At 69.9% G+C, this 22,418-nt stretch carries 23 protein-coding genes; 11 read left to right on the top strand and 12 right to left on the bottom strand.

Annotation, left to right across the window (positions count from 1 at the left end):
- Positions 1-84: 84 nt before the first annotated feature.
- On the bottom strand, positions 85-1,026 hold the full coding sequence (ttcA, locus tag ABIC63_RS09370) for a tRNA 2-thiocytidine(32) synthetase TtcA (RefSeq protein WP_354319554.1): 942 nt from the start codon (positions 1,024-1,026) through the stop codon (positions 85-87).
- Between the two features lie 135 nt (positions 1,027-1,161).
- The gene (locus ABIC63_RS09365) at positions 1,162-2,094 is read right to left on the bottom strand and encodes a LysR family transcriptional regulator (RefSeq protein ID WP_354319553.1); all 933 of its coding nucleotides are present in this window, start codon (positions 2,092-2,094) and stop codon (positions 1,162-1,164) included.
- Between the two features lie 111 nt (positions 2,095-2,205).
- Between ABIC63_RS09365 and ABIC63_RS09360 the strand changes: the two genes are divergently transcribed.
- From ABIC63_RS09360 to ABIC63_RS09350, 3 genes are all read left to right on the top strand, one after another.
- On the top strand, positions 2,206-3,363 hold the full coding sequence (locus ABIC63_RS09360; protein ID WP_354319552.1) for an alpha/beta hydrolase family protein: 1,158 nt from the start codon (positions 2,206-2,208) through the stop codon (positions 3,361-3,363).
- Positions 3,360-4,130 carry an alpha/beta fold hydrolase gene (locus ABIC63_RS09355; RefSeq protein ID WP_354319551.1) on the top strand — a complete coding sequence of 257 codons (771 nt, stop codon included), beginning with the start codon at positions 3,360-3,362 and terminating at the stop codon, positions 4,128-4,130. The genes ABIC63_RS09360 and ABIC63_RS09355 overlap by 4 nt, the downstream gene beginning before the upstream one ends.
- A 133-nt stretch (positions 4,131-4,263) precedes the next feature.
- Positions 4,264-5,184 (top strand): tripartite tricarboxylate transporter substrate binding protein, encoded by a 921-nt coding sequence (locus tag ABIC63_RS09350; RefSeq protein ID WP_354319550.1) that lies wholly within the window; start codon positions 4,264-4,266, stop codon positions 5,182-5,184.
- A gap of 37 nt (positions 5,185-5,221) precedes the next feature.
- Here the strand turns inward: ABIC63_RS09350 and ABIC63_RS09345 are convergent, their stop codons facing one another.
- Positions 5,222-5,596: a dihydroneopterin aldolase gene (locus ABIC63_RS09345; RefSeq protein WP_354319549.1), complete on the bottom strand. Its 375-nt coding sequence runs from the start codon at positions 5,594-5,596 to the stop codon at positions 5,222-5,224.
- Positions 5,597-5,607: 11 nt separating this feature from the next.
- Complete coding sequence (locus tag ABIC63_RS09340) at positions 5,608-6,384, bottom strand: SDR family oxidoreductase (RefSeq protein ID WP_294373333.1); 777 nt, start codon at positions 6,382-6,384, stop codon at positions 5,608-5,610.
- Positions 6,385-6,481: 97 nt separating this feature from the next.
- On the opposite strand from ABIC63_RS09340, the gene ABIC63_RS09335 reads away from it, so the two are divergent.
- The 4 genes from ABIC63_RS09335 to ABIC63_RS09320 are packed head-to-tail and all read left to right on the top strand — an operon-like array spanning position 6,482 to position 9,592.
- Positions 6,482-7,603 carry a class I SAM-dependent methyltransferase gene (locus ABIC63_RS09335; protein WP_502935859.1) on the top strand — a complete coding sequence of 374 codons (1,122 nt, stop codon included), beginning with the start codon at positions 6,482-6,484 and terminating at the stop codon, positions 7,601-7,603.
- A gap of 44 nt (positions 7,604-7,647) precedes the next feature.
- On the top strand, positions 7,648-8,409 hold the full coding sequence (hisN, locus tag ABIC63_RS09330) for a histidinol-phosphatase (RefSeq protein ID WP_354319547.1): 762 nt from the start codon (positions 7,648-7,650) through the stop codon (positions 8,407-8,409).
- Between the two features lie 22 nt (positions 8,410-8,431).
- The gene (locus ABIC63_RS09325) at positions 8,432-8,626 is read left to right on the top strand and encodes a DUF2905 domain-containing protein (protein WP_294373327.1); all 195 of its coding nucleotides are present in this window, start codon (positions 8,432-8,434) and stop codon (positions 8,624-8,626) included.
- 39 nt (positions 8,627-8,665) lie between these two features.
- Positions 8,666-9,592, top strand: a complete 927-nt coding sequence (locus ABIC63_RS09320) for an ROK family protein (protein WP_354319546.1) — start codon at positions 8,666-8,668, stop codon at positions 9,590-9,592.
- 60 nt (positions 9,593-9,652) lie between these two features.
- On the opposite strand, the gene ABIC63_RS09315 is transcribed toward ABIC63_RS09320, so the two are convergent.
- On the bottom strand, positions 9,653-11,113 hold the full coding sequence (locus ABIC63_RS09315; RefSeq protein WP_354319545.1) for an aminotransferase-like domain-containing protein: 1,461 nt from the start codon (positions 11,111-11,113) through the stop codon (positions 9,653-9,655).
- Between the two features lie 181 nt (positions 11,114-11,294).
- Between ABIC63_RS09315 and ABIC63_RS09310 the strand changes: the two genes are divergently transcribed.
- A complete protein-coding gene (locus ABIC63_RS09310) occupies positions 11,295-11,675 on the top strand; it encodes a hypothetical protein (protein ID WP_294373320.1) in 381 nt (126 codons plus the stop codon).
- On the opposite strand, the gene ABIC63_RS09305 is transcribed toward ABIC63_RS09310, so the two are convergent.
- Entirely contained in the window at positions 11,668-12,447 is a 780-nt protein-coding gene (locus tag ABIC63_RS09305) for an SDR family NAD(P)-dependent oxidoreductase (RefSeq protein WP_354319544.1), read from the bottom strand. The genes ABIC63_RS09310 and ABIC63_RS09305 overlap by 8 nt on opposite strands.
- Before the next feature lie 108 nt (positions 12,448-12,555).
- Here ABIC63_RS09305 and ABIC63_RS09300 point away from each other — a divergent pair, with 108 nt between their 5' ends.
- On the top strand, positions 12,556-13,479 hold the full coding sequence (locus tag ABIC63_RS09300) for a LysR family transcriptional regulator (RefSeq protein ID WP_294373316.1): 924 nt from the start codon (positions 12,556-12,558) through the stop codon (positions 13,477-13,479).
- 18 nt (positions 13,480-13,497) lie between these two features.
- Here the strand turns inward: ABIC63_RS09300 and otsA are convergent, their stop codons facing one another.
- Entirely contained in the window at positions 13,498-14,883 is a 1,386-nt protein-coding gene (gene otsA / locus ABIC63_RS09295; RefSeq protein WP_354319543.1) for an alpha,alpha-trehalose-phosphate synthase (UDP-forming), read from the bottom strand.
- A 35-nt stretch (positions 14,884-14,918) separates the two neighbouring features.
- A complete protein-coding gene (gene otsB, locus ABIC63_RS09290) occupies positions 14,919-15,668 on the bottom strand; it encodes a trehalose-phosphatase (RefSeq protein WP_294373312.1) in 750 nt (249 codons plus the stop codon).
- Positions 15,669-15,825: 157 nt separating this feature from the next.
- Between otsB and ABIC63_RS09285 the strand changes: the two genes are divergently transcribed.
- The gene (locus ABIC63_RS09285; RefSeq protein WP_354319542.1) at positions 15,826-16,941 is read left to right on the top strand and encodes a hypothetical protein; all 1,116 of its coding nucleotides are present in this window, start codon (positions 15,826-15,828) and stop codon (positions 16,939-16,941) included.
- Here the strand turns inward: ABIC63_RS09285 and ABIC63_RS09280 are convergent.
- The 4 genes from ABIC63_RS09280 to ABIC63_RS09265 form a co-directional block, all read right to left on the bottom strand.
- Positions 16,924-18,174 carry a multifunctional CCA addition/repair protein gene (locus tag ABIC63_RS09280; protein ID WP_354319541.1) on the bottom strand — a complete coding sequence of 417 codons (1,251 nt, stop codon included), beginning with the start codon at positions 18,172-18,174 and terminating at the stop codon, positions 16,924-16,926. The genes ABIC63_RS09285 and ABIC63_RS09280 overlap by 18 nt on opposite strands.
- An 87-nt stretch (positions 18,175-18,261) precedes the next feature.
- Positions 18,262-18,954 (bottom strand): glutathione S-transferase family protein, encoded by a 693-nt coding sequence (locus tag ABIC63_RS09275; protein ID WP_354319540.1) that lies wholly within the window; start codon positions 18,952-18,954, stop codon positions 18,262-18,264.
- Between the two features lie 171 nt (positions 18,955-19,125).
- Positions 19,126-19,704, bottom strand: a complete 579-nt coding sequence (locus ABIC63_RS09270) for an MgtC/SapB family protein (protein WP_354319539.1) — start codon at positions 19,702-19,704, stop codon at positions 19,126-19,128.
- Positions 19,705-19,727: 23 nt separating this feature from the next.
- Positions 19,728-21,725, bottom strand: coding sequence for a lytic transglycosylase domain-containing protein (locus ABIC63_RS09265; RefSeq protein ID WP_354319538.1), 1,998 nt, complete (start codon positions 21,723-21,725; stop codon positions 19,728-19,730).
- 9 nt (positions 21,726-21,734) lie between these two features.
- Between ABIC63_RS09265 and ABIC63_RS09260 the strand changes: the two genes are divergently transcribed.
- Positions 21,735-22,352 (top strand): 5-formyltetrahydrofolate cyclo-ligase, encoded by a 618-nt coding sequence (locus ABIC63_RS09260; RefSeq protein ID WP_114801292.1) that lies wholly within the window; start codon positions 21,735-21,737, stop codon positions 22,350-22,352.
- Positions 22,353-22,418 lie beyond the last annotated feature (66 nt).

Here is a 22,418-nt window from a genome sequence, read left to right as displayed (position 1 = left end):
GCCGTTGGCCGGCCCCTGTGTCGTTGTCGCATCGGCTGGACGCGCGGCGGCGCGTCGTGGCTGGAAGTCGGCGGGAAGCGCGCGTCAGCCGAGGCTGAACACCTGCACCGCCGAGGGCATGGCGGGCACGGGCGGCAGTTCGGGCGGATCGAAGGCCCGGTCGCCGTCCTCGCTGGCCACGCCGGTCGGCTTCAGACCCTTGAAGTCGTGCAGGGTTCCGTCCAGCAGGTGCGAGGGCGCCACGTTCTGCAGGCTGTGGAGCATGTTCTCGAGCCTGCCGGGATGCTTGCGTTCCCAGTCGCGCAGCATGTCGCCGACCACCTGGCGCTGCAGGTTCTCCTGGCTGCCGCAGAGGTTGCAGGGAATGATGGGGAAGCCGCGGTGCTGGGCCCAGCGCACGAGGTCCTTCTCGGCCACGTAGGCCAGCGGTCGGATCACCACATGCCGGCCGTCGTCGCTCACCAGCTTGGGCGGCATGGCCTTGAGCTTGGCGGCGAAGAACATGTTGAGAAAGAAGGTAGCCAGGATGTCGTCGCGGTGGTGGCCCAGCGCGACCTTGGTGGCGCCCAGCTCGTCGGCCACGCGGTAGAGGATGCCCCGGCGCAGGCGCGAGCACAGGCCGCAGGTGGTTTTGCCCTCGGGCACCACGCGCTTGACGATGCTGTAGGTGTCCTGCTCCTCGATGTGGAAAGGCACGCCCACCTGCTTCAGATAGGCCGGCAGCACGTCTTCCGGAAAGCCGGGCTGCTTCTGGTCGAGGTTGACGGCGATCAGCTCGAAGTTCACCGGCGCGCGGGCCTTGAGCTTGAGCAGGATGTCCAGCATGCCGTAGCTGTCCTTGCCGCCCGAGAGGCACACCATGACCTTGTCGCCCTCTTCGATCATGTTGTAGTCGGTGATGGCGCGGCCGACCTCGCGACACAGGCGCTTTTCGAGCTTGTGCGTCTCGCGCTCGATCTTCGCGGCCGCCTGATGGCTGGGGGCGGCGGCTGCAGGGGCTTCGGATTCGGTCCACACGGCGTTCATGGGGCGCGATTTTGCCCGGGACGCCACATCCTCATGGACCGCGCGGGCCTTCGGTGCCGTGAAACGGCGGTGCGCAGGGATGCCTGCGTCAACCGTTCCCGCGGACGATTCCTGCGTGACGCACGCCAGCGATGTTCACGACGGAGAGTGCGGCCGGAGGAATCCCTGCTGTACCGCCACATCCTGCAGGTTGCGCCTCACCCAGCGCAGCACCGGGTCGTCCGCCTGGTGCCGGTGCCACTGCATCGCGATGCGCACGGGTGGGATGTGGATCGGGCAGGTCATCAGCCGCAGCGGCAGCGTCTTCAACAAGCCCTTGGCGAAGGATTTCGGAATGGTGGCGATGTGCGAAGTCCCGACCACGCATTCCGCCACGGCCGAAAAGGTCGGGACGCGCATCGCGATGCGCCGCACGACGCCCTGCATCTCATAAGCGACCTGATCCAGGGTCGGCAATCGGCCGTCGCCGAGGAGCGGCACGACGTGCCCCATCTTCTGGAAGGCCTTGAGCGAAAGGGTCCGGCCGATCAGGGGGTTCTCGGCCCACGCGATGCAGCAGAACGAGTCCGAGAGCAGCAGCTCGCTGGGGTGATGGCTGGCGACGGCGGAGGCGCCCAGCAACACCAGGTCGACATGCTGGTTCTCCAGTTCGGGCGAGTCGTATCCCGAGACCGGCCGGACCGCGAACGTGAGCCGTGGCGCGGTCGTCTCGGCCATCCGGAACAGCGGCACCAGGACGGTACTGAACACATAGTCCGACGCCACGATCGTGATGTTCCGCTCCATGCGCAGCGGGTCCGTCTCGGGCCGCAACTGCGTCAGCGCCTGGGCGCGCGACAGGATGTCCCGCACAGGGTCGATCAGGGATTCCGCAAACGGCGTCAGCGCGTAATGCCGCCCTTCCCGCAGCAGCAATGGGTCCTGGAAGTAGTCCCGCAGCCTTGCCAGCGCGGCACTGGTCGCGGGCTGGCTCAGATGCATCTGCTTCGCCGCCCGGCTGACGTTGCGGTGCGCCAGCAACGCGTCCAGACATGCAAGGAGATTGAGGTCCAGCCGGTTGATGCGCATCCGCAAACTATAGGTCAGGCAAATAGTTTGAATCCACAAGAACAGTTTTTGTTTATGGCCGCCCGCTGGCACAGTCCCGTTGCGAACAACGCCGATTGAACAGGAGACCCCATGCAGGATGCCCAGCAGACGCCGGACGGCGATGTCCAGGGACGCCCCAAGACGCTCGCCGAGGCGCGTGTCTGGATGAAGACGAGGCTGCGCTCTCGCATCCACCCGATGAACGCGCTGGATCCGGACGAGGGCGTCGACCTGATCGACCGCCTTCCGGGACTCGACGGCGCCCAGTGGGCCGCGCATTGGCGCGAGGCCGGCGATGCCTGCAGCGCCTCCGCGGAAAAGGCCGAGCAGGCGGGCGCCCTGGACGAGGCCTGCAAGCTGTTCATGAAGGCGAGCGGTCTCTACTTCATGGGCCGCTTCCCCTGCCCGGATCATCCGGCCAAGCTGCGCTGCGCCGAACGCGAGCGGGAAACCTACCTGAGAGCCGCCCGGCTCTGGACGCTGCCGGTGCAGGTGGTGCGCATTCCGTTCGCTGGCCGGGAGGGCGAGGGGGACTCGATCACCGCCCTTCTGCGCAGGCCCGCGAATGTCGAACGTCCTCCCGTCGTGGTCATGTGGGGCGGCGTCGATGCCTGGAAGGAGCAGATGACCCAGGCCTGCGATGCCCTGCTGGCGCTGGGCATCGCGACGGTCGCGATGGACAACGCGGGCACGGGGGAGTCCCCGGTCAAGGGTGTGCAGGACGCCGAAAGGCAGTTCACCACGGTGTTCGACTGGATCGACACGCAGTCCGATCTCGACGGCCGACGCCTGGCCTGCCTGGGCCGTTCGTTCGGCGGCTACTGGGCCACCAAACTTGCACTGCTCTACCCCGACCGGCTGCGGGGCGCAGTGAACTGGGGCGGTGGCGCGCACTACATGTTCCAGCCCGAATGGATCGGCGCGTCCCGCTACCCCGACAGCTACCTGATGGGACTCGTGGAGACACGCTGCCGCATGCTGGGTGCCCGCAACGACGAGGAATACCTGGCCTTCTTCAAGCGCCTGTCCCTGCTCGACCAGGGACTGCTCGACCGCCGCAGCGCACCGCTGCTGCTGGTCAACGGGCGCGAGGACAAGCAGTGCCCGATCGCCGATCTGCACTTGCTGACAGAACACGGCAATCCCAAGCATGTGCGGCTGTTTCCGGGCGGGCACATGGGCCTGACGCCGCAGACCCTGCCCACCATCGTTGCCTGGCTTGCGGGTCAGCTGGGAGTTCCGGCATGAGCTGGCCGCTGCACCTGGACGTCTTCGGTGCCGAGTCCGCGCCAGCCGTCGTCCTGCTGCATCCCATCGCGACCCGCGCGGAGGCATGGCGCCTGCAGATTCCCGTGCTGGCGCGTCGCTTCCGCGTCATCGTTCCGGATCTGCCCGGCCATGGCCGCTCTGCGGCCCTGCCACCCGGGGCGGCGTTGCATGACTACGCGGCCGCGGTCCTGCTCGCGCTCGAGCCCCTCGGGCTGCGGGAGTTTTCCCTCGCAGGCCTGTCGTTCGGCGGCATGGTGGCCCAGGCCATGGCGCTCGCGGCGCCCTCCCGCATCCGACGACTGGTGCTCGCGCATTGCGGCGCGGTGACGCCGGCGCCGGTGAGGGCCGTCTGGCAGCAGCGGGTGGCGGACGCACAGGCCGGCGGCATGGCGCAGCAGGTCCGCCCGACCCTGGACCGGTGGTTCACGCCGGACTTCCTGGCCCGTGCGCCCGCGACCACCGATTGGATCGGCCGCATGGTCGCCGACACCTCCGTGACGGGATACACCACGGCGGTCCATGCCATCTGCGGCCTGGACCACATCGCCTCCCTGGGGCGGCTGGAGATGCCGACGCTGGTGATCGCAGGTCAACAGGACAGGGCGGTCAGCCCGGCGGTCTCGCAGGCGCTGGCCGCGTGCATCCAGCATGCCGAGTTGCGGTTGATGGCCGACGCCGCGCACATGAGTCATGTCGAGCAGGCTGCGACGTTCACCGAGACGGTGGACGCCTTCCTGTCACCGTGAAGCAGAAGCCCTCGGGCTCAGAAAGAGGCCGGCCAGACAGCGCAGGCCCTACCTTGGAGACACCATGTCCGACTCTGGAATCACAAGAAAATCCTTCCTTGCCACACTGGCCGCCGCAGCCTGCCTGGGTGGCGTGCCGCCGGTGCTGGCGCAGGAGCGCGACAGCCGGGTAACGCGGATCATCGTTCCCTTCGGCACGGGCGGTGCGCCCGACATCGTGGCCCGCCTGCTGGCCAATGTGCTGGGCCAGCGCACCGGAAACACCTTCATCGTCGAGAACCGCGCGGGTGCCAACGGCAACATCGGCGCGGACATCGTGGCCAAGGCGCCGCCGGATGGCCATACCTTGCTCCTGCATGGTCCTTCCCTGGCCATCAATCCCAGCATCTACAAGAAGCTTCCCTTCGATACGGAGCGCGACCTGCGCCCGGTGGTGGAGGTTTGTGCGGCCGAGGGCATGCTGCTCGTCGTCAATGCGGCCAACCCTGCCAGGACGCTGGCCGACTTCATCGCGGCGGCCAAACGGCCGGGCGCCAAGCTGGCCTATGCCTCTCCGGGTGTGGGCAATGCCTTTCACCTGGCCGCCGAGAACTTCCTCAATGTCGCTGGCGTGCAGGCCGTCCACATTCCCTACAAAGGCGCGGGAGAGGCCGTCACCGCACTGATGGCGGGAGACGTGCAGTTTCTGATCGGCTCGGCGCCCAGCGTCGGGCCACAGCTACAGGCGGGCCGCCTGAGGGCCCTGGCGTTCGCGGCAAAGCGCCGGAGCGCTGATTTCCCGAACGTTCCCACCTTCGCCGAGAGCGGTCTGGCCGGCCTGGAGATGACGCTGTGGTACGGCCTCTTTGCGCCGCGCGGAACCACGGACGCCGTCATCGGGGCCGTGAATGCCAACGTGCGTGCGGCGCTCGACGATCCGGGCATGCGCCAGGTGCTGGCGCAGCAGGGTCTGGTGCCGGTGGGCGGCGAGCCGCGTCAGCTGGCGGAACTCCTCCACCGGGACATCGGCCTTTACGGCACGCTCGCCAAGCGTGCCGGGATCCAACCCGAATGAGCACGATGCAATCCGACTCGATGGGCCTCGCCAGCGCTCACCACTGGCCGGTCTCGACTTGGATCGCGACTTCGCAGTCGTCGAAGATTTCCAGCTTGGCGATCTTCACCCGCACGCCCAGCACGCCGGGCAACTGCATCAGCCGGCCGGCCACCTGGCCGATCAGGCTTTCCAGCAGGTTCACATGGTGCGCGGTGCACTCGTCGATGATGATCTTGCGCACCTTGCGGTAGTCGAGCACATGGAAGATGTCGTCGTCCTGCGGTGCCAGCGGCTGCGGCCCCAGGTTGAGTTCGGCATCGACGCGGATCGGCTGCGGCGCGGTCTTCTCGCTGTCGAGGATGCCCAGGTTGGCATCGAAGCGCAGGCCCGTGAGCGTCAGGCGCTGCTGGCCGAGGAGGGGAGCGGTCATGGAAGTGCTCGTCACATCAATGAAAAGTCGCGGTCGAAGCGCATCAGGTGCTGCCCGCCGTCAACCAGCAGGGTGGTGCCGGTCATCGAGTTGTTCTCGAGCGCGAAGCGCACCGTGGCGGCCACGTCCTGCGGCGTGGACGAGCGGCCCAGCGGCGACAGGCGATGCAACTGCTGGAAGCGCTCGTCGCTCAGCATGTGGCTGGTCAGCGTGAGACCCGGGGCCACGCCCACCACGCGCACGCGCGGCGCCAGGGCCAACGCCAGCAGCGGCGTGGCGGCTTCCAGCGCGGCCTTCGACAACGTGTAACTCAGGAAGTCGGGATTCGGGTTCCACAGTTTCTGGTCCAGCAGATGGACCACGGCGCCTTGGCCGTCGCGTTCGTCCAGATGCTGGCGCAGCGCCTGGGCCAGCACGATGGCGGCACCGGTGTTGCTGCGCAGATGGGCCTCCATGGCGGCATAGCCAAAGCTGGCGGCATCGTCGTGCTCGAACCGCGAGGCGCTGTGCACCACGGCGTCGAGCCGGCCGAACTCGGCCACCACCTGCGGCACCATCGCGCGGACGGCGGCCTCGTCCTCCAGCTCGGCGCTGATGATCGCGGCGCGGCCCGACAGCCGGGCGCAGTCGGCGGCGGTGGCCTGGGCTTCGTCGCGCGAGCTGCGGTAGTGCACCGCCACCTGCCAGCCGCCGGCCGCCAGGGCCAGGGCGATCTCGCGTCCGAGCCGGCGGCCGGCGCCGGTCACCAGCACGGTACGCGGTTCACTGGCGGAGGGAAGGGCACTCATGGATGGGTGATCGGTGGGGGGCATCGGTCGGTCGGCCGGGCATGCCGCCAAAGGGCAAGGACCCCAGGCGCCGGGCCACCCGGAGGTTGCAGGGAGAATGGGTGCCGTGAGCACCCCGACGACCCCGCCCAGTGTACCGACCGCCTCTTCTGCCTGTGCAGCGCTGGTGAGGCGCGCCATCGAGCGGGACGGTGGCTGGCTGCCGTTCGACCGCTTCATGGCGCTGGCCCTCTACGCGCCGGGGCTGGGCTATTACGCGCACGGCAGCCGCAAGTTCGGCCACCTGCCGCAGTGGGGCAGCGACTTCGTGACCGCGCCCGAGCTGTCTTCGCTGTTCGGTCAGAGCCTGGCCGTGGCCGTGGCCGATGCCTTCGAGCACACGGGTACCGACGAGGTCTGGGAATTCGGTGCCGGCAGCGGCGCCCTGGCCGCGCAGCTGCTGGAAAGCCTGGGCGAGCGCGTCGCGCGCTACACCATCGTCGACCTCTCCGGCGCCCTGCGCGCGCGCCAGCAGGAGCGTCTCGCGCCCTGGGCCGGCCGCGTGCGCTGGGTCGATGCGCTGCCCGACGGCATCGAAGGCGTGGTGGTCGGCAACGAGGTGCTGGACGCCATGCCGGTCCAACTGCTGGTGCGGCGCGCCGGCGAGTGGCTGGAGCGCGGCGTCGTCGTGCAGACCGATGGCCGCTTCGGCTGGGACGACCGACCGACCGGGCTGCGCCCGCCCGTCGAGCCCGACGGCCCTCAGGACTACCTGACCGAGGTGCATCCCCAGGCCCGCGCCTTCATCGCCACGCTGGCCGAGCGCCTGAAGCGCGGCGCCGCCTACTTCCTGGACTATGGCTTTCCCGAGGTCGAGTACTACCACCCGCAGCGCCACATGGGCACGCTGATGTGCCACCAGGCCCACCGCTCCGACGACAACCCCCTCGTGGCCGTGGGCGACAAGGACATCACCGCCCACGTCGACTTCACCGGCGTCGCGCTGGCCGGCCAGGACGCCGGCCTGGAAGTGCTGGGCTACACCAGCCAGGCGCGCTTTCTGCTCGACTGCGGCCTGGCCGAGCGCATGATGGCCGCCCCGCTGGCGGAACGGGCCCTGGCGGCCCGCCTGATCCACGAGCACGAGATGGGCGAGCTGTTCAAGGTGCTCGCCTTCGCCGCTGGCGAGCCGTGGGACGCCATCGGCTTCCGCCAGGGCGACCGCAGCCACACGCTCTGATTCCTTTGATTTCACCGACCGCATCGCGCCATCCCCGCCCGCCCATGAACGACCTGCTCCGTACCGCCCACGCCCTGGCCGATGCCGCCGCCGCCCAGTCGATGGCGCATTTCCGCCAGCCGCTGGACATCATCACCAAGGCCGACGAAAGCCCGGTCACGCTGGCCGACCGCGCGGCCGAGCAGGCCATGCGCGACATCCTGGGACAGGCCCTGCCGCAGGACGGCATCTATGGCGAGGAGCATGGCCAGCAGAACCTGGACGCGGCCCGCGTGTGGGTGCTCGACCCCATCGACGGCACGCGCAGCTTCATCACCGGCTCCCCCCTGTGGGGCACGCTGATCGGCGCCATGGAGGGCGGGCGCGTGGTGCTCGGCCTGGTCGACATGCCGGTGCTCGGCGAGCGCTGGGTGGGTCAGGACGGCGTGGCCATGCGCAACGGCCAGCCGGTGCGCGTGCGCGACTGCACGCAGCTGTCCGAGGCGCGCATCTTCACCACCTCGCCCGACATCTTCTCGGCCGACGAATGGACGGCCTTCGACCGCCTGAGCCGCCAGTGCGCCATGCGCCGCTTCGGCGGCGACTGCTACAGCTATGCCCAACTGGCCGGCGGCACCATCGACCTGGTGGTCGAGGCCGGCCTGCAGCCCTACGACTACCTGGGCCCCGCCGGCCTGGTGGAGGCCGCGGGTGGCGTGATCACCGACTGGGCCGGCCAGCCGCTGGGCCTGCATTCCGACGGCCGCGTGGTCGCCGCCGCCACGCCCGAGCTGCACCGACAGGCCCTCGCGGCCCTGGCTGGCTGAGCGAGCCGCAACCCCGTCGCTCATGCTGCGCTGGCTGCTTGTCACCATGCTGGCCCTGCTGCTGCTGCAGGGCCTCACGGGCTGGCTGCGCAAGCTCGGCTTCGGCCGGCTGCCGGGTGACTTCCAATTCAAGCTCTTCGGCCGCGTGTGGCAAGTGCCCATCGCCAGCACCGTGGTGCTGAGCATGATCGCGGCCGGCGTGGCGCGCTTACTCTGAGCTTCCTCTTCTCTTTCAACGATCCAAGGAAACCCGCGCATGAAAGCCTGCGTCGACATCGGCGGCACCAAGGTGGCGGTGAGCCTGGCCAAAGCTGGCAGTACCGACCTGATTGCCCGGCAGAACGCGCCCACCGCCAAGACCGGCGACAACGAGGCGGTGGCCCGGCAGGTGATGCAGCTCATCGAGGCGGCCTGTGCTGAGGCCGGCGTGCCGGTGTCGGCGGTGGACCAGGTGGGCGTGTCGTCGGCCGGCCCTTTCGTGCTGCGCGAGGGCGCCATCGCCCTGGCCACGCCCAACATCTGCGGCGGCCTGGCGGGCCCGGACCGGGGCCTGCCCAACGACTGGACCTTCGCGCCCATCGAGGCGCCGCTGGCCGCCCGCTTCGGCCGCGTGCGGGTGGAGAACGACGCCGTCGCCGCGCTGGAGGCCGAGCGCCGCTGGGGTGCGCTGCAGGGCCAGGACCATTGCGCCTACGTCACCTGGAGCACCGGCGTGGGCGTCGGCCTGTGCGTGGACGGGCGCACGCTGCGTGGCAAGAACGGCAACGCGGGCCACGCCGGCCACCTGTTCGTCAGCGATGACGACAACGAGGCGCTGTGTGGCTGCGGCAACCGCGGCGACGTGGAGTCGCTGGTGGCGGGCAACGCCATCGCCCGGCGTTTCGGGGTGGATGCGGCCGAACTCTTCGGTGCCGCACAGCAGGGCGATGCAAAGGCCCTGGCCACGGTGGACGCGCTGTGCCGCGTGATGGGCCGCCTGCTCTACAACCTGGTGGCCGCGCTGGACCTGTCGCGCATCAGCCTGGGTGGCAGCGTCTTCTGGCACAACCGCGACTTCCTGCTCCCGCGGCTGCAGTCGCAACTGGAGGGGCGCCTGCCCTCGCTCACCGATGGTGTGGAATTGGTCGCAGCGGGCCTGGGCGACAAGGTCGGCGACTACGCCGCGCTGGCGCTGGTCGACTGACCCGCTGACGTCCGGCGAAGCGTCAGCGCAAGAGAACAGCGGCGCGTCGGGGCTGGCCGCTCAGGCCGCCCGGCGCACCGCGGGCCTCGCCACCTGGACGGCCAACTCCCCCAGCCGCTTCAAGCCTGCCGCCAGCGCCGGTGACCAGGGCAGGCCGCAGTTGATGCGCACAAATCCGTCGCAGCGCGCGCTGTTGGAGAACAGCGTGCCCGGCGCAACGAGGATGTGCTCTTCCAGCGCCGCATCGAACAGCGCCTGGGCCTGCGTGCCAGCCGGCAGCTCCACCCACAGCTGAAGCCCGCCGGGCGGCAGGTTGATGCGCGTGCCGGCCGGGAAGTGCGCGGCGATGGCATCGGCCGTGCGCTCGCGCTGCAGCCGCAGCGTCTCGCGCAGGCGGCGCAGGTGGCGGTCGTAGGCGCTCGTGGCCATGAACTCGCCCACGGCCCATTGCGACAGCTCCTCGTTCATCCGCGTCTGGGCGAACTTGAGCATCTCCACCCGCGCATGCCAGCGGCCGGCGTGGATCCAGCCCAGCCGCAGCCCGGGCGCCAGCACCTTGTGCATCGAGGCGCAATGGATCACGCCGCCGTCGGTGTCGAAGGACTGGACGGCACGCGGGACGGCGTCCATGTCCAGCAGCTCGGTGTAGGTGTCGTCCTCGATCAGCGCGGTGCCGTGCGCGCGGCACAACTGCACCAGCCGCTGCTTGTGGGTGTCGGGCATGACGCTGCCCAGCGGGTTCTGCAGGTGCGGCACCACCGCGACGGCCTTGATGCCTTCGTAGGTGCGCAGGGCGAGCTCCAGCGCCTCCAGCGACAGGCCGGTCTGCGGGCTGGTGGGAATCTCCAGTGCGCGCATGCCCAGGCTTTCGAGCGCCTGCAGCAGGCCGTAGAAGGTGGGCGATTCGACGGCCACCGTGTCGCCGGGCTGGGCGACGGCACGCAGGGCCAGGTTCAGCGCCTCGATGCAGCCGTTGGTGGGCAGCACGTCCTCGGGCGCGAGGTGCATGCCGGCGCGCAGCGCCCGCCGCGCCACCGCCTCGCGGAAAGGTGTGCGGCTGCGCGAGGGCGATGCCTGCGTGAGCAACTGCGGCCGCTGGCGCAGGCTGCGCATCATGGCCGTGCGCAGGGCCTCGGCCGGGTAGAACTCGGGCGAGGCGCGGGCGGAGGACAGGTCCAGGTGCACCTCGCCCCAGCGGCGGCGGGTGACGAAGTCCGACACCGTCTGGTGGATGCCGACGAACTGCGCCGGATCGGGCGGCCGGTCGGCGGCGGGCTCGTCCATGGGCACCATGGCCAGGCGGCGCGGCTGGCGCACGAAGTAGCCCGAGCGCTCGCGCGCCTCGGCGAAGCCATCGCCTTCGAGGGTGCGGCAGACCTGCAGGGCGGTGGACAGGCTCACGCCATGCAGCTTCATCAGCTCGCGCAGCGAGGGCAGGCGCTCGCCGGGCTGCAGCGTGCCGGCGCGGATGGCCTGGGTGTAGTGCTGGGCCAGCTGGCGGTAGCGGGGCAGGGGGGACATGGCTGCAATGGTGCGCCGGCCGGGTGCATCGGAACAGATGCAGTTGGGCGGCGAATCGACCATAACAGAGCGTCGGCCGGGCACGCTGTTGCGGTCGATGTCCCCGCGGGGTGTGCCTGTTTTGCAGGCAGCGTCAGGCCTACGCTGGAGGCCACTTCCACGCCCTGTTCAAGGAGCTTCCATGACCGCCCGCCATGCCGCCCTTTCCCGTGCTGCCGATCCGGCCTGCATCGCCCCTGGCGAATGCCTGCTGCTGCCGGTGAGCCGCGGCACCCTGCTCTTCGCCGTCGAAGGCCATGTGCGGGTGGTGGAGGCGCCGCGCTGGGTGGCGGAGCAGATGCTGGCCGTGTCCCAGCATCTGGACGCTGGCCAAGCCCATCAGGTCGATGCCGAGGGCTGGGTTCAGGTGCTGGCGCTGGACGATGCGCCCGCGCGGGTCGCCCGGCTCACGCCAACGGCGCCGACCTCCGCGCTGGCGGCCGGCTTGCAGGCGCTCTGGCGGACGGCCCTGGCGCGACTGGCGCGCGTCGGCAGGGTCAGTGGGCCGACTGCGCTCAGATGAACATCCCGCCCGAGACTTCGACGCGTTGGGCGGTCATCCAGTGATTGCCCGGCCGCAGCAGCGCGGCCACAGCGCCGCCGATGTCGTCGGGCAGGCCGACGCGGCCCTGCGCGGTCTGCGCGGCGATGGCGGCGTTCATCTGCGCGTTGTCGCGCACCACGCCGCCGCCGAAGTCGGTCTCGATGGCGCCGGGGGCGATCACGTTCACGGCGATGCGGCGCGGGCCCAGTTCCTTGGCCAGGTAGCGCGTCAGTACCTCGATGCCGCCCTTCATGGTGGCGTAGGCCGCATAGCCGGGCAGCGAGAAGCGCGCCAGGCCCGAGGACACGTTCAGCACATTGCCGCCATCGGCCAGCAGCGGCAGCAGCGCCTGCGTGAGGAAGAAGGGCCCCTTCAGGTGCGTGGCCATCAGCTCGTCGAACTGCGTCTCGGTGGTGGCCTCGAAGCTGGCGTGGATGCCCATGCCGGCGTTGTTGAGCAGGATGTCGAATTGCGTGCGGCCCCAGGTGGCGGCGAGCCCCTCGCGCACGGCCGCAGCAAAGCCGGCGAAGGTATCGGCGCGCGCGACGTCCAGCGGCAAGGCCACGGCGCGCCGGCCCTGGGCTTGCACCTCGCGCACCACGGCCTCGGCCTCGTCGGCGCGGTTGCGGTAGGTGATCAGCAGGTCCACGCCGTCGCGGGCGAGGTGCAGGGCGGCGCTCTTGCCCAGGCCGCGGCTGCCGCCGGTGACGAGGGCGATGCGAGGTGTGTTCGGGGTGGCGGTATCGGTCATGGCTGCTTCCTTGTGGGGAGAGGTGGATGGGATGACTGGTACTTTAAGAAGATGCAATCTCCAGAAAAAGCCGTAGAAAATGAAATCACTGTCTTTTCTGAGTGACCAATGGACCTCGATTCCTTGCGTGTGTATGTCCAGGTGGCCGAGCTGGCCAGCTTCACCCGCGCCGCCGAGCGGCTGGGCCTGACACGGGCCCGCGTGTCGGCCGTCGTGCAGCAGCTGGAGGCGACGGTGGGCACCCGGCTGCTGCAGCGCACGACCCGCACCGTGCGGGTCACGCCCGATGGCGAGGCCTTCGTGGAGCGGGCGCAGGCGCTGCTGGCGGAGGCGGAGGACCTGCAATCACTGTTCAGCCGCCAGCCGGGATCGTTGCGTGGGCGCATCCGTGCCGATGTGCCGCTGCAACTGGGGGCCCGCGTGGTGCTGCCGAACCTGCCCGCCTTCCTGGCCGACCATCCCTTGCTGGAAGTGGATCTGGGCAGCACCGACCGCCGGGTGGACCTGGTGCACGACGGCTTCGACTGCGTGCTGCGCGTCGGGGTGCTGCAGGAGTCGGGCCTGGTGGCGCGGCCGGTCGGGCAGATGGTGCAGGCCAACCTGGCCTCGCCCGCCTACCTGGCGAAGCACGGCCACCCGCGCAACCTGGACGAGCTGCGCCAGGGCCACCAGCTGGTGCGCTATTCATCGCGCCTGGCGGGCTGGCCGGCCTTGTGGGAGTACGAGGAGGGCGGTGAGCCGCGCAGCTTCGAGATGCCGGCGGTGATCACGGTGAACAACACGCTGGCCTACGAGGCCGCCTGCCGCGCCGGCCTGGGGCTGATCCAGGCGCCCGTGTTGGGCCACCGGGAGGCGCTGGCGCGCGGAGAACTGGTGGAGGTGCTGCCCGAATGGCGCGCGCCACCGCTGCCGATCACGCTGCTCTATGCGCACCGGCGGCAGGTGCCGCGCCGGTTGCAGGTCTTCATGGACTGGCTGGCCGGCCTGGTCGGCCAGGCCCTGGCCGAGGACGACGCGGCCCGCAGCCGCTGAGCACTCTGCGCGGCGCGGTCAGCCCACGCCGGGCGCCTCGCGCAGCGCGTCCAGGAAGGTCCGGCGCCACCAATGCACGTCGTGATCGCGGATGCGCGACAGCAGCTTCTGGTGGCGGGCCCGGCGCTCTTCCAGCGGCATGTGCAGCGCCTGCTGGATGGTCTCGGCCGTGCCGTGGGTGTCGTAGGGATTGACCAGCAACGCTTCCTTCAGCTGCTCCGCGGCACCCGCGAAGCGCGAGAGCACGAGCACCCCCGGATCGGCCGGATCCTGCGCGGCGATGTACTCCTTGGCCACCAGGTTCATGCCATCGCGCAGCGGCGTCACCAGGCCCACGGCCGCCGCGCGGCACAGGCCCGGGACCCGCTTGCGGGCCACCGTGCGGTGGATGTAGCGCACCGGCATCCAGTCGAGCTCGCCGTAGTCGCCGTTGATGGCACCGCACAGCGATTCCAGCTCGCGCCGGATGTCGCCGTAGGCGTCGACATCCTCGCGCGTGGGCGAGGCGATCTGGATCAGCGTGGCGCTGCGGTGGTTCTCGGGATAGCGCGCCAGCAGCTCACGGAAGGCGCGTGCCCGCTGCGGGATGCCCTTGGAATAGTCCAGCCGGTCGATGCCCAGCAGCAGGCGGCGCTGCGAATACTCGCGCCGCACCGTCTCGTGCATGTCGCGCGCTTCCTTGGCATGCGTGAGCGCCAGGAACTCGTCCACGTCGATGCCGATGGGAAAGGCACTCGCCCGCACCGTCTGGCCCCAGGCGCGGAACTGGTCGTTGCCCAGGGCCTCGCCATGCGCCTCGTTGCTCACGTAGCGCTCGAAGTGCTGCACGTCCTGCTGCGCCTGGAAGCCCACCACGTCATAGGCGAAGAGCGAGCGCATCAGCCACTCGTGCTGCGGAATGGCCGCCAGGATGATCTGCGGCGGCAGCGGGATGTGCAGGAAGAAGCCGATCTTCTGCTTGCAGCCCATGGCGCGAAGCTCGGCCGCCAGCGGGATCAGGTGGTAGTCGTGCACCCAGAGGATGTCGTCTTCCTGCAGCAGCGGCATCAGCTTGCGCGCGAACAGCTGGTTCACGCGGCGGTAGCCGCCGATGAAGCCGGCATCGAAGTTCGCCAGGTCCAGCCGGTTGTGGAACACCGGCCAGAGCACCTTGTTGCTGTAGCCGAGGTAGTAGGCGTCGTGGTCCTCGCGGCACAGGTCCAGCGTGGCCAGCGTCACCTTGCCGGCCTGGTGGCGGTGCATCTCGCCTTCGCCGGTGGGCCCGTCCTCGACGATGGTGCCGCTCCAGCCGAACCAGAGGCCGCCCGTCTGCTGCAGGGATTCGCCCAAGGCCACTGCCAGGCCGCCTGCGGCCACCTTGCGCGGGTCTGCCACCCGGTTGGAAATCACGACCAGTCTTGCCATGTCTCTTTGCTTCTCCTCGTCGGTTGTGCGGCGCTTCAGCGGGGCGCCGTCCCTGGGCCGGCCAACGCGTCGGCCGCCTGCTTGAGCCATTCGTACACGGCAGCCGGACCATCGACCCGCGCCGTGGCGCGGGTGCTGCCCGGCCCCACCTTGATGCCCAGACCGCCATGGGCCTGTGCCACGGCGAATCCGCTCTCATCGGTGGTGTCGTCGCCGAAGAAGAAGGGCTTGCGGTCGAGGAAGGGTGCTTCTTTCAGATAGGCCGTGATGGCCGTGCCCTTGTTGGTGCCGGCCGGCTTGATCTCCACCACGCATTTGCCGTGCAGCAGTTCGAACTCCGGGCGGTCGCCGACCGTCTCGGCCATGGTGTCCAGGCAGAGTTGCTCCAGCTCGGGCGCGAGCCGGTAGTGCAGCGCGACGGCGGCCTGCTTGCGCTCGACCAGCAGGCCGGTATGGCGGTTGGCCAGCGCGTTGGCTGCGGCAATGACTTCGGACAGGTCGGTGGGCGCACGCTCCATCAAGTGCCCGTCGGCATCGCGCCGATGCGCGCCGTGCTCACCGGCGGTAGGCAGACGCAGGGGGGCGAGGAAGCGGTCGAGCACATCGACAGGCCGGCCGGAGACGATGGCCACGGCGCCCTCCAGGGCGTCGTGCAACTGGGCCAGCAGCGGCACCAAGCCGTCGGGCACCTTGACGGCCTCGGGCGTCTCCGCGATGCCGACCAATGTGCCGTCGAAGTCCAGGAACAGGGCGGCGTCGCGCCCTGGCAGGAAAGGCATTTGCATCGACTGGACCTTAGCAGCCAGAGGGCGGGGGCTGCGTCGGCCAATGCCGCGCGGTGCTGAGGGCGCAGGGACGATGATCTGCGCTCGCGCCGATGGGCGCAGTCATACCAGTCCGTCAAGGAGGAGGGAGTCTGTGAGAACTGCTGAAAGCCACCCCATGTCCATCAAGCCATCCGCGCGGATGGCTGCGCGAAAGCGCAGCACTCAAGGGCCATCGCGGTCGTTCTGGTGGCCGGTCGTGCGCAACCTCTTTGCCACGCTCCAGGAAGTGCCGATGGCGGCGCTGAGCGCGCTGTCGGTGATGGCGGGCGCTGCGGTGGTGCACCGCTACTGCATGTTGATCGGCTATGGCCCGGAGGCGAGCGTGTCGATCGGTTTCGGGGCGGCCGTCGCGCTGGTCGTGCTGCTGGGCTTGGTGAGCCTGTGGATTCTTTTGCAGGCGCCGGTCTGGATCACCGCGCTGTATGAACTTCCGCGTCTCGGCTTCAAGGAGGCCGTGCTCACACAGTTGGTGGCGTTTCTGGCATTCGCCATATGGATTGTCGCGAGGACCACGCGTGACGCTTCGGGATGGATCGGAGGCTTGGTCATCGCACTCGCCGTGGTGGCTGGGGCGCTCTTTCGACTGATTCGGGCAAGGAGGGCGAGATGGTGGCGCGCTACGCTGAGAGTGCTGGCGAGCGGTACGGGGGGCTGTGCGCTCGCCCTTGGCGCCTTGATCGGGCTTCTGAAGCTCGGCGTGCTGGACCCCGACGTGCCAGAGTGGGGAGTCTGGCTCGCGCTGTTGGCGGCGCCATGCCTGCTCACCGTGATCAATGCACTGCCCGGATTGGGAAAGGGCGCCTCGTTGGTCAGCACCGTCTTCGTGGGCCTCCTGCTCGGCCTGATCGTCTTCGTCGGCCGGGCCGGATTCATTGCCGAAGCCGCAGCCACGGTGGTCGGTCTGCGGATCGACGGCGAATCGCAGCTCCGGGTCAACCGCGCGGCCTGCCTGACGCTGCTGTCGGCGGTGCCCGTGCGCAAGGGCGACCCGCCCTTCAAGCTGGCCGACGAAGCGGCCGGCGCGGGCTGCCGTGAGTACGGCAATGCCGTGACGGCCCGCGTCGATCTGCGCGGCGGCGGCCGCTGGGTGCTGCAGGTGCGCCGCATCAACGGCTGGGACGCGGATCCCGAAGCGCCGCGGGTGTCGGTGGCGGACAGTGCCGTGGAGCTTGTGCTGCGCCCCATGCCCGACGTTGCCGGTCCACCCGCGGGATCAGCCCGTCATCCCTGAAATCGCCGCTTCGCGCGCCGCCTGGATCGCCTGCCCGATCTGGGGCCCCTTGGCGCCGCGGGCCTGGGCTTCCCGGGCGATGGGCTCGGTGGCGACGGACTGCACGGCAGCGAGGACGGCCAGCAGCCGTTCGCGTTGCGGGTAGGGCCGCTCCTCGAAGCCCCGGCGACCGCGGGCGTCGCATTCGCAGGCCAGCAGGGCGTCTGCAAAGCGCTCGGGCCGGCGCAGGGCGTCGCAGCGCTCCAGCAGGCGCAGCAGGGCGGCCGGGCCCAGTTCGCCGCTGCGGTGGATGTTGCCGTGCTCGCGTGCCACGACGTCGGCCAGTTCGCGCACCTCGGTGGGCACGCGCCAGCGCTCGCACAGGCCGGCCAAGAGGCGCGCGCTGCGCTGTTCGTGGCCGATGTGGCGCGGCAGCACGTCGGCGGGCGTGGTGCCCTTGCCGAGGTCGTGCGTGAGGCAGGCGAAGCGCACGGGCAGCGGGGCCTTCAGGCGGGCGCTCATGTTCAGCACCATCATCAGGTGCACGCCGGTGTCGACCTCGGGGTGGTGCTCGGCGCGCTGGGGCACGCCCCACAGGCGGTCCACTTCCGGCAGCAGCACGCGCAGGGCGCCACAGGCGCGCAGCACCTCGAACATGCGCGAAGGCTTCGGCTCCATCAGCCCCCGGGCCAGTTCCTGCCACACGCGTTCGGGCACCAGGGCATCGACTTCGCCGGCCTCGACCATGCCGCGCATCAGCGCCAGGGTCTCGGGCGCCACGCTGAAGTCGTGCAGCTTGGCGGCGAAGCGCGCCAGGCGCAGGATGCGCACGGGGTCCTCGCGGAAGGCGTCGGTCACATGGCGCAGCACCTTCTGCTGCAGGTCGCGCTGGCCGTGGAAGGGGTCGACGAGGGCGTCGGTGCGCAGCGGTTTGGTGTCGGCCAGATCGGCGGCCAGGGCGATGGCATTGATGGTCAGGTCGCGGCGGGCCAGGTCCTCGTCCAGCGTGACCTCGGGCGCGGCATGGACCACGAAGCCGCGGTAGCCCGGACCGCTCTTTCGCTCGGTTCGCGCAAGGGCGTATTCCTCGCGCGTGTCGGGGTGGAGGAAGACCGGAAAGTCGCGGCCCACCGGCAAGTAGCCGGCGTCCAGCATCTGCTGCGGGGTCGCGCCCACCACCACCCAGTCGCGGTCGCTGCCGGGCCGCCCCAACAGCGCATCGCGGATGGCGCCGCCCACAAGAAACTTCTGCATCGGGGCAGTGTAGGGGCGGGCGCACCGCTGATCGGTGGCGCTTCCGCCTGCCCGCTTGGTCGCTCTTTCGCTCAGCGGCTGAGTGGCTCAGTCGCGCGAGGTACGGTAGGGCTCGTCCATCGGGACGAAGTCGTGTTCGGCCAGCGCCTCGTCGATCCAGGCCTTCACGCCGGGCCGCGCGTAGAGGCGGTCGATGTAGGCATCGATGGCGGCGGGCACGGGCAGCGCATAGGTGCGGATGCGCGTGGCCACCGGCGCGTAGTACGCATCGGCAATGCCGAATTCGCCGAAGAGCATGGGGCCGCCATGCCGCTGCAGCAGGCCTTCCCACATCTGGCAGATGCGCGCCAGGTCGGCGACCACGGCCGGCTCTTCGCGCATCAGGCGGGCGCCCACCTCGGGCAGCGAGGCCTCGATGTTCATGCCGCAGTGGTTGCGCAGGGCGCCGAAGCCGGCATGCATCTCGGCGCAGATGCTGCGGGCATGTGCGCGGGCCGCGACGTCGGCAGGCCACAACTGCTTGTCGGGGAAGCGCTCGGCCAGGTATTCGGCGATGGCCAGCGTGTCCCACACCACCACCGGACCATCCACCAGCACCGGCACCTTGCCCGTCGGGTTGACGGCACCCACCACGGCCTTGAAGCGCGAGTCGGCCTCGAAGCTGTCGAAGCGCACCATCACCTCCTCGAAGGGGATGTCCGCCTGCTTCATCAGCACCCAGGGGCGCATGGACCAGGACGAGTAGTTCTTGTTGCCGATGTAGAGCTGGAGGGTGGACATGGAGATCTCCGGGGCTGAGTGAAAGAGCGGGCGAGAGGCATGCTAGGGGCGATTCCCCGGCCCATCGATGCAAAAAATGGCGGAGATTGATGCGTGCCGTGCCGTGCCGTGCCGTGCCGTGCCAGCGGCTTCGCTGCCGCCGCGTGGCGGCATCCGGCGCCAGCGCATCGCTCAGTCCCTCGTGCTGCGGCCCTGCTTGGTGTCGACGCCCCGGCTGGCGGTCATCCGCGTCTTGTCCATGCGGTCGGCGCCGCGCAGCGGCCCGGCCCTGCGGCTCACCCAGATCACCAGCCGCGGCATGGCCTGCAGCACCGCCAAGCCGAGCAGCGCGCTCAGGATGGCCGTCACCTCGCGACCCAGCCCGCAGGCCATGCCGATGGCGGCCGTCATCCACAGGCCGGCGGCGGTGGTCAGGCCTTCCACCTGCTCCTCATTGCGGCCACGCTTGAGGATGGTGCCGGCGCACAGGAAGCCGACCCCAGCCACCAGGCCCTGGATCACGCGGCTCATGTCGGCCGGCTCGATGCCGGCCTGCTGCGGCACCAGCACGAACAGCGCCGAGCCGATGGCCACCAGCATGTGCGTGCGCACCCCGGCGGCCTTGCCCTCGTACTCGCGCTCGAAGCCCAGCAGCAGCCCCAGCAGCGCCGCCAGCAGCAGCCGCACCACGATGCGCACCAGCTGGGCCAGGTCGGGCACGTCCGAGAACTCGGTGGCCAGCGTGTCGGCGACGATGTCCATCCAGTCCATGGCGCTTCGGGTGGTTCAGCGGTTCAGGGCAGGTCCTTGTTGGGTTCGGGCTCTGTCGGGTTGCGCGGGCCCACGCTGCCCAGGCGGTCCTTGATGGACTGCGGCCGGCCGTAGATCAGCGCCGCATAGTTGGTGGTGTTGGCGATCACCTTCTTCACGTAGTCGCGCGTCTCGGCAAAGGGAATGTTCTCGGCCCAGATGGCGGCGTCGAGCACCGGCCCGTTGCGCCAGTTGCGCGGCCGGCCCGGGCCGGCGTTGTAGGCGGCGGCGGCCAGCGGCATGGAGCCGTCGAAGTCGTCCAGCGCCAGCTTGAGGTAGTTGGTGCCGATGGTGATGTTGGTCTCGCGGTCGGTGATCATGTCCGGCGAGTAGGGCAGGCCGATCTTGCGCGCCGTCCAGCGTGCGGTGGCGGGCATCACCTGCATCAGGCCCGAGGCGCCGACGCCCGAGCGCGCATCCATGATGAAGCGGCTTTCCTGGCGGATCAGGCCGTAGACATAGGCCGGGTCCAGGCCGATGTCCTGGCTCTTGCGCAGCACCGTGTCGTGGAAGGGCATGGGAAAGCGCTGCACCGCGTCGATGGTGCCCTTGGTGCGTTCGCTGGTGTTGATGCAGCGGTCCCACACCTCGCGCTGGCAGGCCAGGTCGGCCGCGGCCAGCAGTGCGCGGTCGTCCATGCCGCCGCGGTCGTGCAGGTTGGTGGCGTAGTTCCACTCGCGCACGCCCTCGGGGCGCAGGCCCATGGCGATGGCGTAGAGGCCGCGCTGCAGCGAGGGGTTGTTCTGCGCGGCGGCGCGCTCCTCGGGCGTGAGGGGCGCGGGCGGCGTGGGCACCTGGGCGCGCTGGCCCAGTTCTTCGAGCGCGAGCAGCTCGTAGAAGCCGCGCGTGCCGGCGATGGTCTCCAGCAGCGTGCGGGCCTCCTGCTGGCGGCGTTCGCCGCCCTGGGCCAGCAGGGCGCGGGCGCGCCAGTAGGTCCAGGTCGGGTCCTGCTGCGCCTCTTCGCTCATGGCGCGGACGGCGGCGTCGACCTCCTTCCACTGGCCCATGCGCAGCGATGCGCGCACCTTCCAGCCGAGCATGTCGTCGGTCAGGTCGCCGTTCTTGCTGACGTTGGCGAAGTAGCCGAAGGCCTGCGGCGAGAGCTTCTGCGCGGCCTGGCGGCCGATGCTGCCCCAGACCCAGTTGCGCTCTTCGGGGCTGAGCATCGGGCCCCACTTGCTGTCGAGCTGCGCGGCGGCGGTGTCGGGATCGGCCACGGCCATGCGCAGCAGCGCCAGCACGACCATCTCCTTGCGGCCACGGGAGGCGGCCGAGGCCGCGCCGAGCAGGAACTTGACGGCGCTGGCGTTGACCTGGTCGAAGGTGGGCAGCGCCTCGGGCGCGACGAGGTTGATGGCCGCGCGGGCGGCGCTGGGGCGATTGGCCTCCATGGCGATGCGCGCCTTCTTCCAGGCGTCGGACTTCGGCATGGCGCCGGCGGCGATCAGCCGATCGGCGGCGGTGAGGCAACCGTCGTCCAGGTCGCGCTGCGCCAGCCAGTTGCGGCGCACCTGCTCGACCTGCGCCGTGGTGGCGCGACCGCTGCGCAGCGCATCGACCAGCACGGCATAGCACTGCACCTCGCGGTCGTCGTTCATGCGGAAGGCCGCATGCGCGGCGGCGAACTCGTCCCAGGCGCGGCGCTGGCCCATCAGCAGCAGCCAGTCGTTGCGCAGGCGGTCTTCCTGGTAGGTGCCGGGGTAGCGCGCAAAGAAGGCGTTGACCTCGTCGCTGCTCGCGTCGCCCAGGCGCGACTTGAGCTCCCAGTACGCGGCCCAGGGTTCGAGCACATGGCCGCGGGCCTGCGGCAGCAGGGCCGTGAGGCGGGCCTTGTCGCCGCGCTGGAAGGCCTGCTTCATCTGCAGCAGCACGTCGTCGTTGCGGTTGGCCTGCGCGCAGGCTGGCGGTGCGAGGGTGGCGGCCACCAGGGCCAGGGCGGCGAGCCAGCCGCGGCGGGGTGACAAAATGCCTTGAAACTGCATCGAAGGATTATGGACAAAGCACACGGTGAAGAACGCGCGGGCACGGCGGCCTTTCTCAAGTCCCAGGTCCGCGCGGCGCTCATCGAGCAACGCCTGGCGATGCCCGACCGCCTACAGCGCGCCGACCTGCTGCAGCGCGTGATGCGCTTCTGGCTGGTGGGCCGGCCCGACACGGTGATCGGCGCCTACTGGCCCATCAAGGGCGAGTTCGACCCCCTGCCGGCGCTGCATCGCTGGAAGGAGGACGGCGAGCTGATGGAAGAGCCCCAGCGCCGCCGCATCGGCCTGCCGGTGGTGGACCGCGAGACCAAGACGCTCACTTTCCACGTCTGGTACCCCGGCTGCCCGATGGAGAACGATGCCTACGACATCCCCAAGCCCAAGGACACCGAGCTGATCGTGCCCACGCTGCTGTTCGTGCCCTGCCTGGGCTACAGCGCCGGCGGCTACCGGCTGGGCTACGGCGGCGGCTTCTACGACCGCACGCTGGCGGCGCTGGAGCCCCGGCCCTTCACCGTGGGCCTGGGCTTTGCCAACGGCTTCGTCGACGACTTCGAGCCCGAGGCGCACGACGTGCCGCTGGACGCGATCCTCAACGACAACGGCGTGGTCTGGCCCGTCGGCTGACCTGCGCCTCTGGGTGCCTTATGGGTACCGATCTCGCTGGATGGGCGATTGCGCCGACCGCGCAGA

The organism is Pseudacidovorax sp. 1753 (genome assembly GCF_040544975.1).
Classification (GTDB): domain Bacteria; phylum Pseudomonadota; class Gammaproteobacteria; order Burkholderiales; family Burkholderiaceae_C; genus Xenophilus.
The sequence above is the reverse complement of the archived record's forward strand: the minus strand, read 5'-3'. Positions and strand labels throughout refer to the sequence as shown.

What these genes read in the sequence shown, in the direction of transcription:
- ABIC63_RS09310 (WP_294373320.1), top strand. Translation starts at nt 11,295, where the DNA reads ATGACCGCCCGCCATGCCGCCCTTTCCCGTGCTGCCGATCCGGCCTGC.
- ABIC63_RS09320 (WP_354319546.1), top strand. Translation starts at nt 8,666, where the DNA reads ATGAAAGCCTGCGTCGACATCGGCGGCACCAAGGTGGCGGTGAGCCTG.
- otsB (WP_294373312.1), bottom strand. Translation starts at nt 15,668, where the DNA reads ATGCAAATGCCTTTCCTGCCAGGGCGCGACGCCGCCCTGTTCCTGGAC.
- ABIC63_RS09345 (WP_354319549.1), bottom strand. Translation starts at nt 5,596, where the DNA reads ATGACCGCTCCCCTCCTCGGCCAGCAGCGCCTGACGCTCACGGGCCTG.
- ABIC63_RS09260 (WP_114801292.1), top strand. Translation starts at nt 21,735, where the DNA reads ATGGACAAAGCACACGGTGAAGAACGCGCGGGCACGGCGGCCTTTCTC.
- ABIC63_RS09300 (WP_294373316.1), top strand. Translation starts at nt 12,556, where the DNA reads ATGGACCTCGATTCCTTGCGTGTGTATGTCCAGGTGGCCGAGCTGGCC.
- ABIC63_RS09340 (WP_294373333.1), bottom strand. Translation starts at nt 6,384, where the DNA reads ATGAGTGCCCTTCCCTCCGCCAGTGAACCGCGTACCGTGCTGGTGACC.
- ABIC63_RS09285 (WP_354319542.1), top strand. Translation starts at nt 15,826, where the DNA reads ATGTCCATCAAGCCATCCGCGCGGATGGCTGCGCGAAAGCGCAGCACT.
- ABIC63_RS09270 (WP_354319539.1), bottom strand. Translation starts at nt 19,704, where the DNA reads ATGGACTGGATGGACATCGTCGCCGACACGCTGGCCACCGAGTTCTCG.
- ABIC63_RS09325 (WP_294373327.1), top strand. Translation starts at nt 8,432, where the DNA reads ATGCTGCGCTGGCTGCTTGTCACCATGCTGGCCCTGCTGCTGCTGCAG.
- ABIC63_RS09355 (WP_354319551.1), top strand. Translation starts at nt 3,360, where the DNA reads ATGAGCTGGCCGCTGCACCTGGACGTCTTCGGTGCCGAGTCCGCGCCA.
- ABIC63_RS09365 (WP_354319553.1), bottom strand. Translation starts at nt 2,094, where the DNA reads ATGCGCATCAACCGGCTGGACCTCAATCTCCTTGCATGTCTGGACGCG.
- ABIC63_RS09305 (WP_354319544.1), bottom strand. Translation starts at nt 12,447, where the DNA reads ATGACCGATACCGCCACCCCGAACACACCTCGCATCGCCCTCGTCACC.
- ABIC63_RS09275 (WP_354319540.1), bottom strand. Translation starts at nt 18,954, where the DNA reads ATGTCCACCCTCCAGCTCTACATCGGCAACAAGAACTACTCGTCCTGG.
- otsA (WP_354319543.1), bottom strand. Translation starts at nt 14,883, where the DNA reads ATGGCAAGACTGGTCGTGATTTCCAACCGGGTGGCAGACCCGCGCAAG.
- ABIC63_RS09265 (WP_354319538.1), bottom strand. Translation starts at nt 21,725, where the DNA reads ATGCAGTTTCAAGGCATTTTGTCACCCCGCCGCGGCTGGCTCGCCGCC.
- ABIC63_RS09315 (WP_354319545.1), bottom strand. Translation starts at nt 11,113, where the DNA reads ATGTCCCCCCTGCCCCGCTACCGCCAGCTGGCCCAGCACTACACCCAG.
- ABIC63_RS09335 (WP_502935859.1), top strand. Translation starts at nt 6,482, where the DNA reads ATGGGTGCCGTGAGCACCCCGACGACCCCGCCCAGTGTACCGACCGCC.
- hisN (WP_354319547.1), top strand. Translation starts at nt 7,648, where the DNA reads ATGAACGACCTGCTCCGTACCGCCCACGCCCTGGCCGATGCCGCCGCC.
- ttcA (WP_354319554.1), bottom strand. Translation starts at nt 1,026, where the DNA reads ATGAACGCCGTGTGGACCGAATCCGAAGCCCCTGCAGCCGCCGCCCCC.
- ABIC63_RS09360 (WP_354319552.1), top strand. Translation starts at nt 2,206, where the DNA reads ATGCAGGATGCCCAGCAGACGCCGGACGGCGATGTCCAGGGACGCCCC.
- ABIC63_RS09280 (WP_354319541.1), bottom strand. Translation starts at nt 18,174, where the DNA reads ATGCAGAAGTTTCTTGTGGGCGGCGCCATCCGCGATGCGCTGTTGGGG.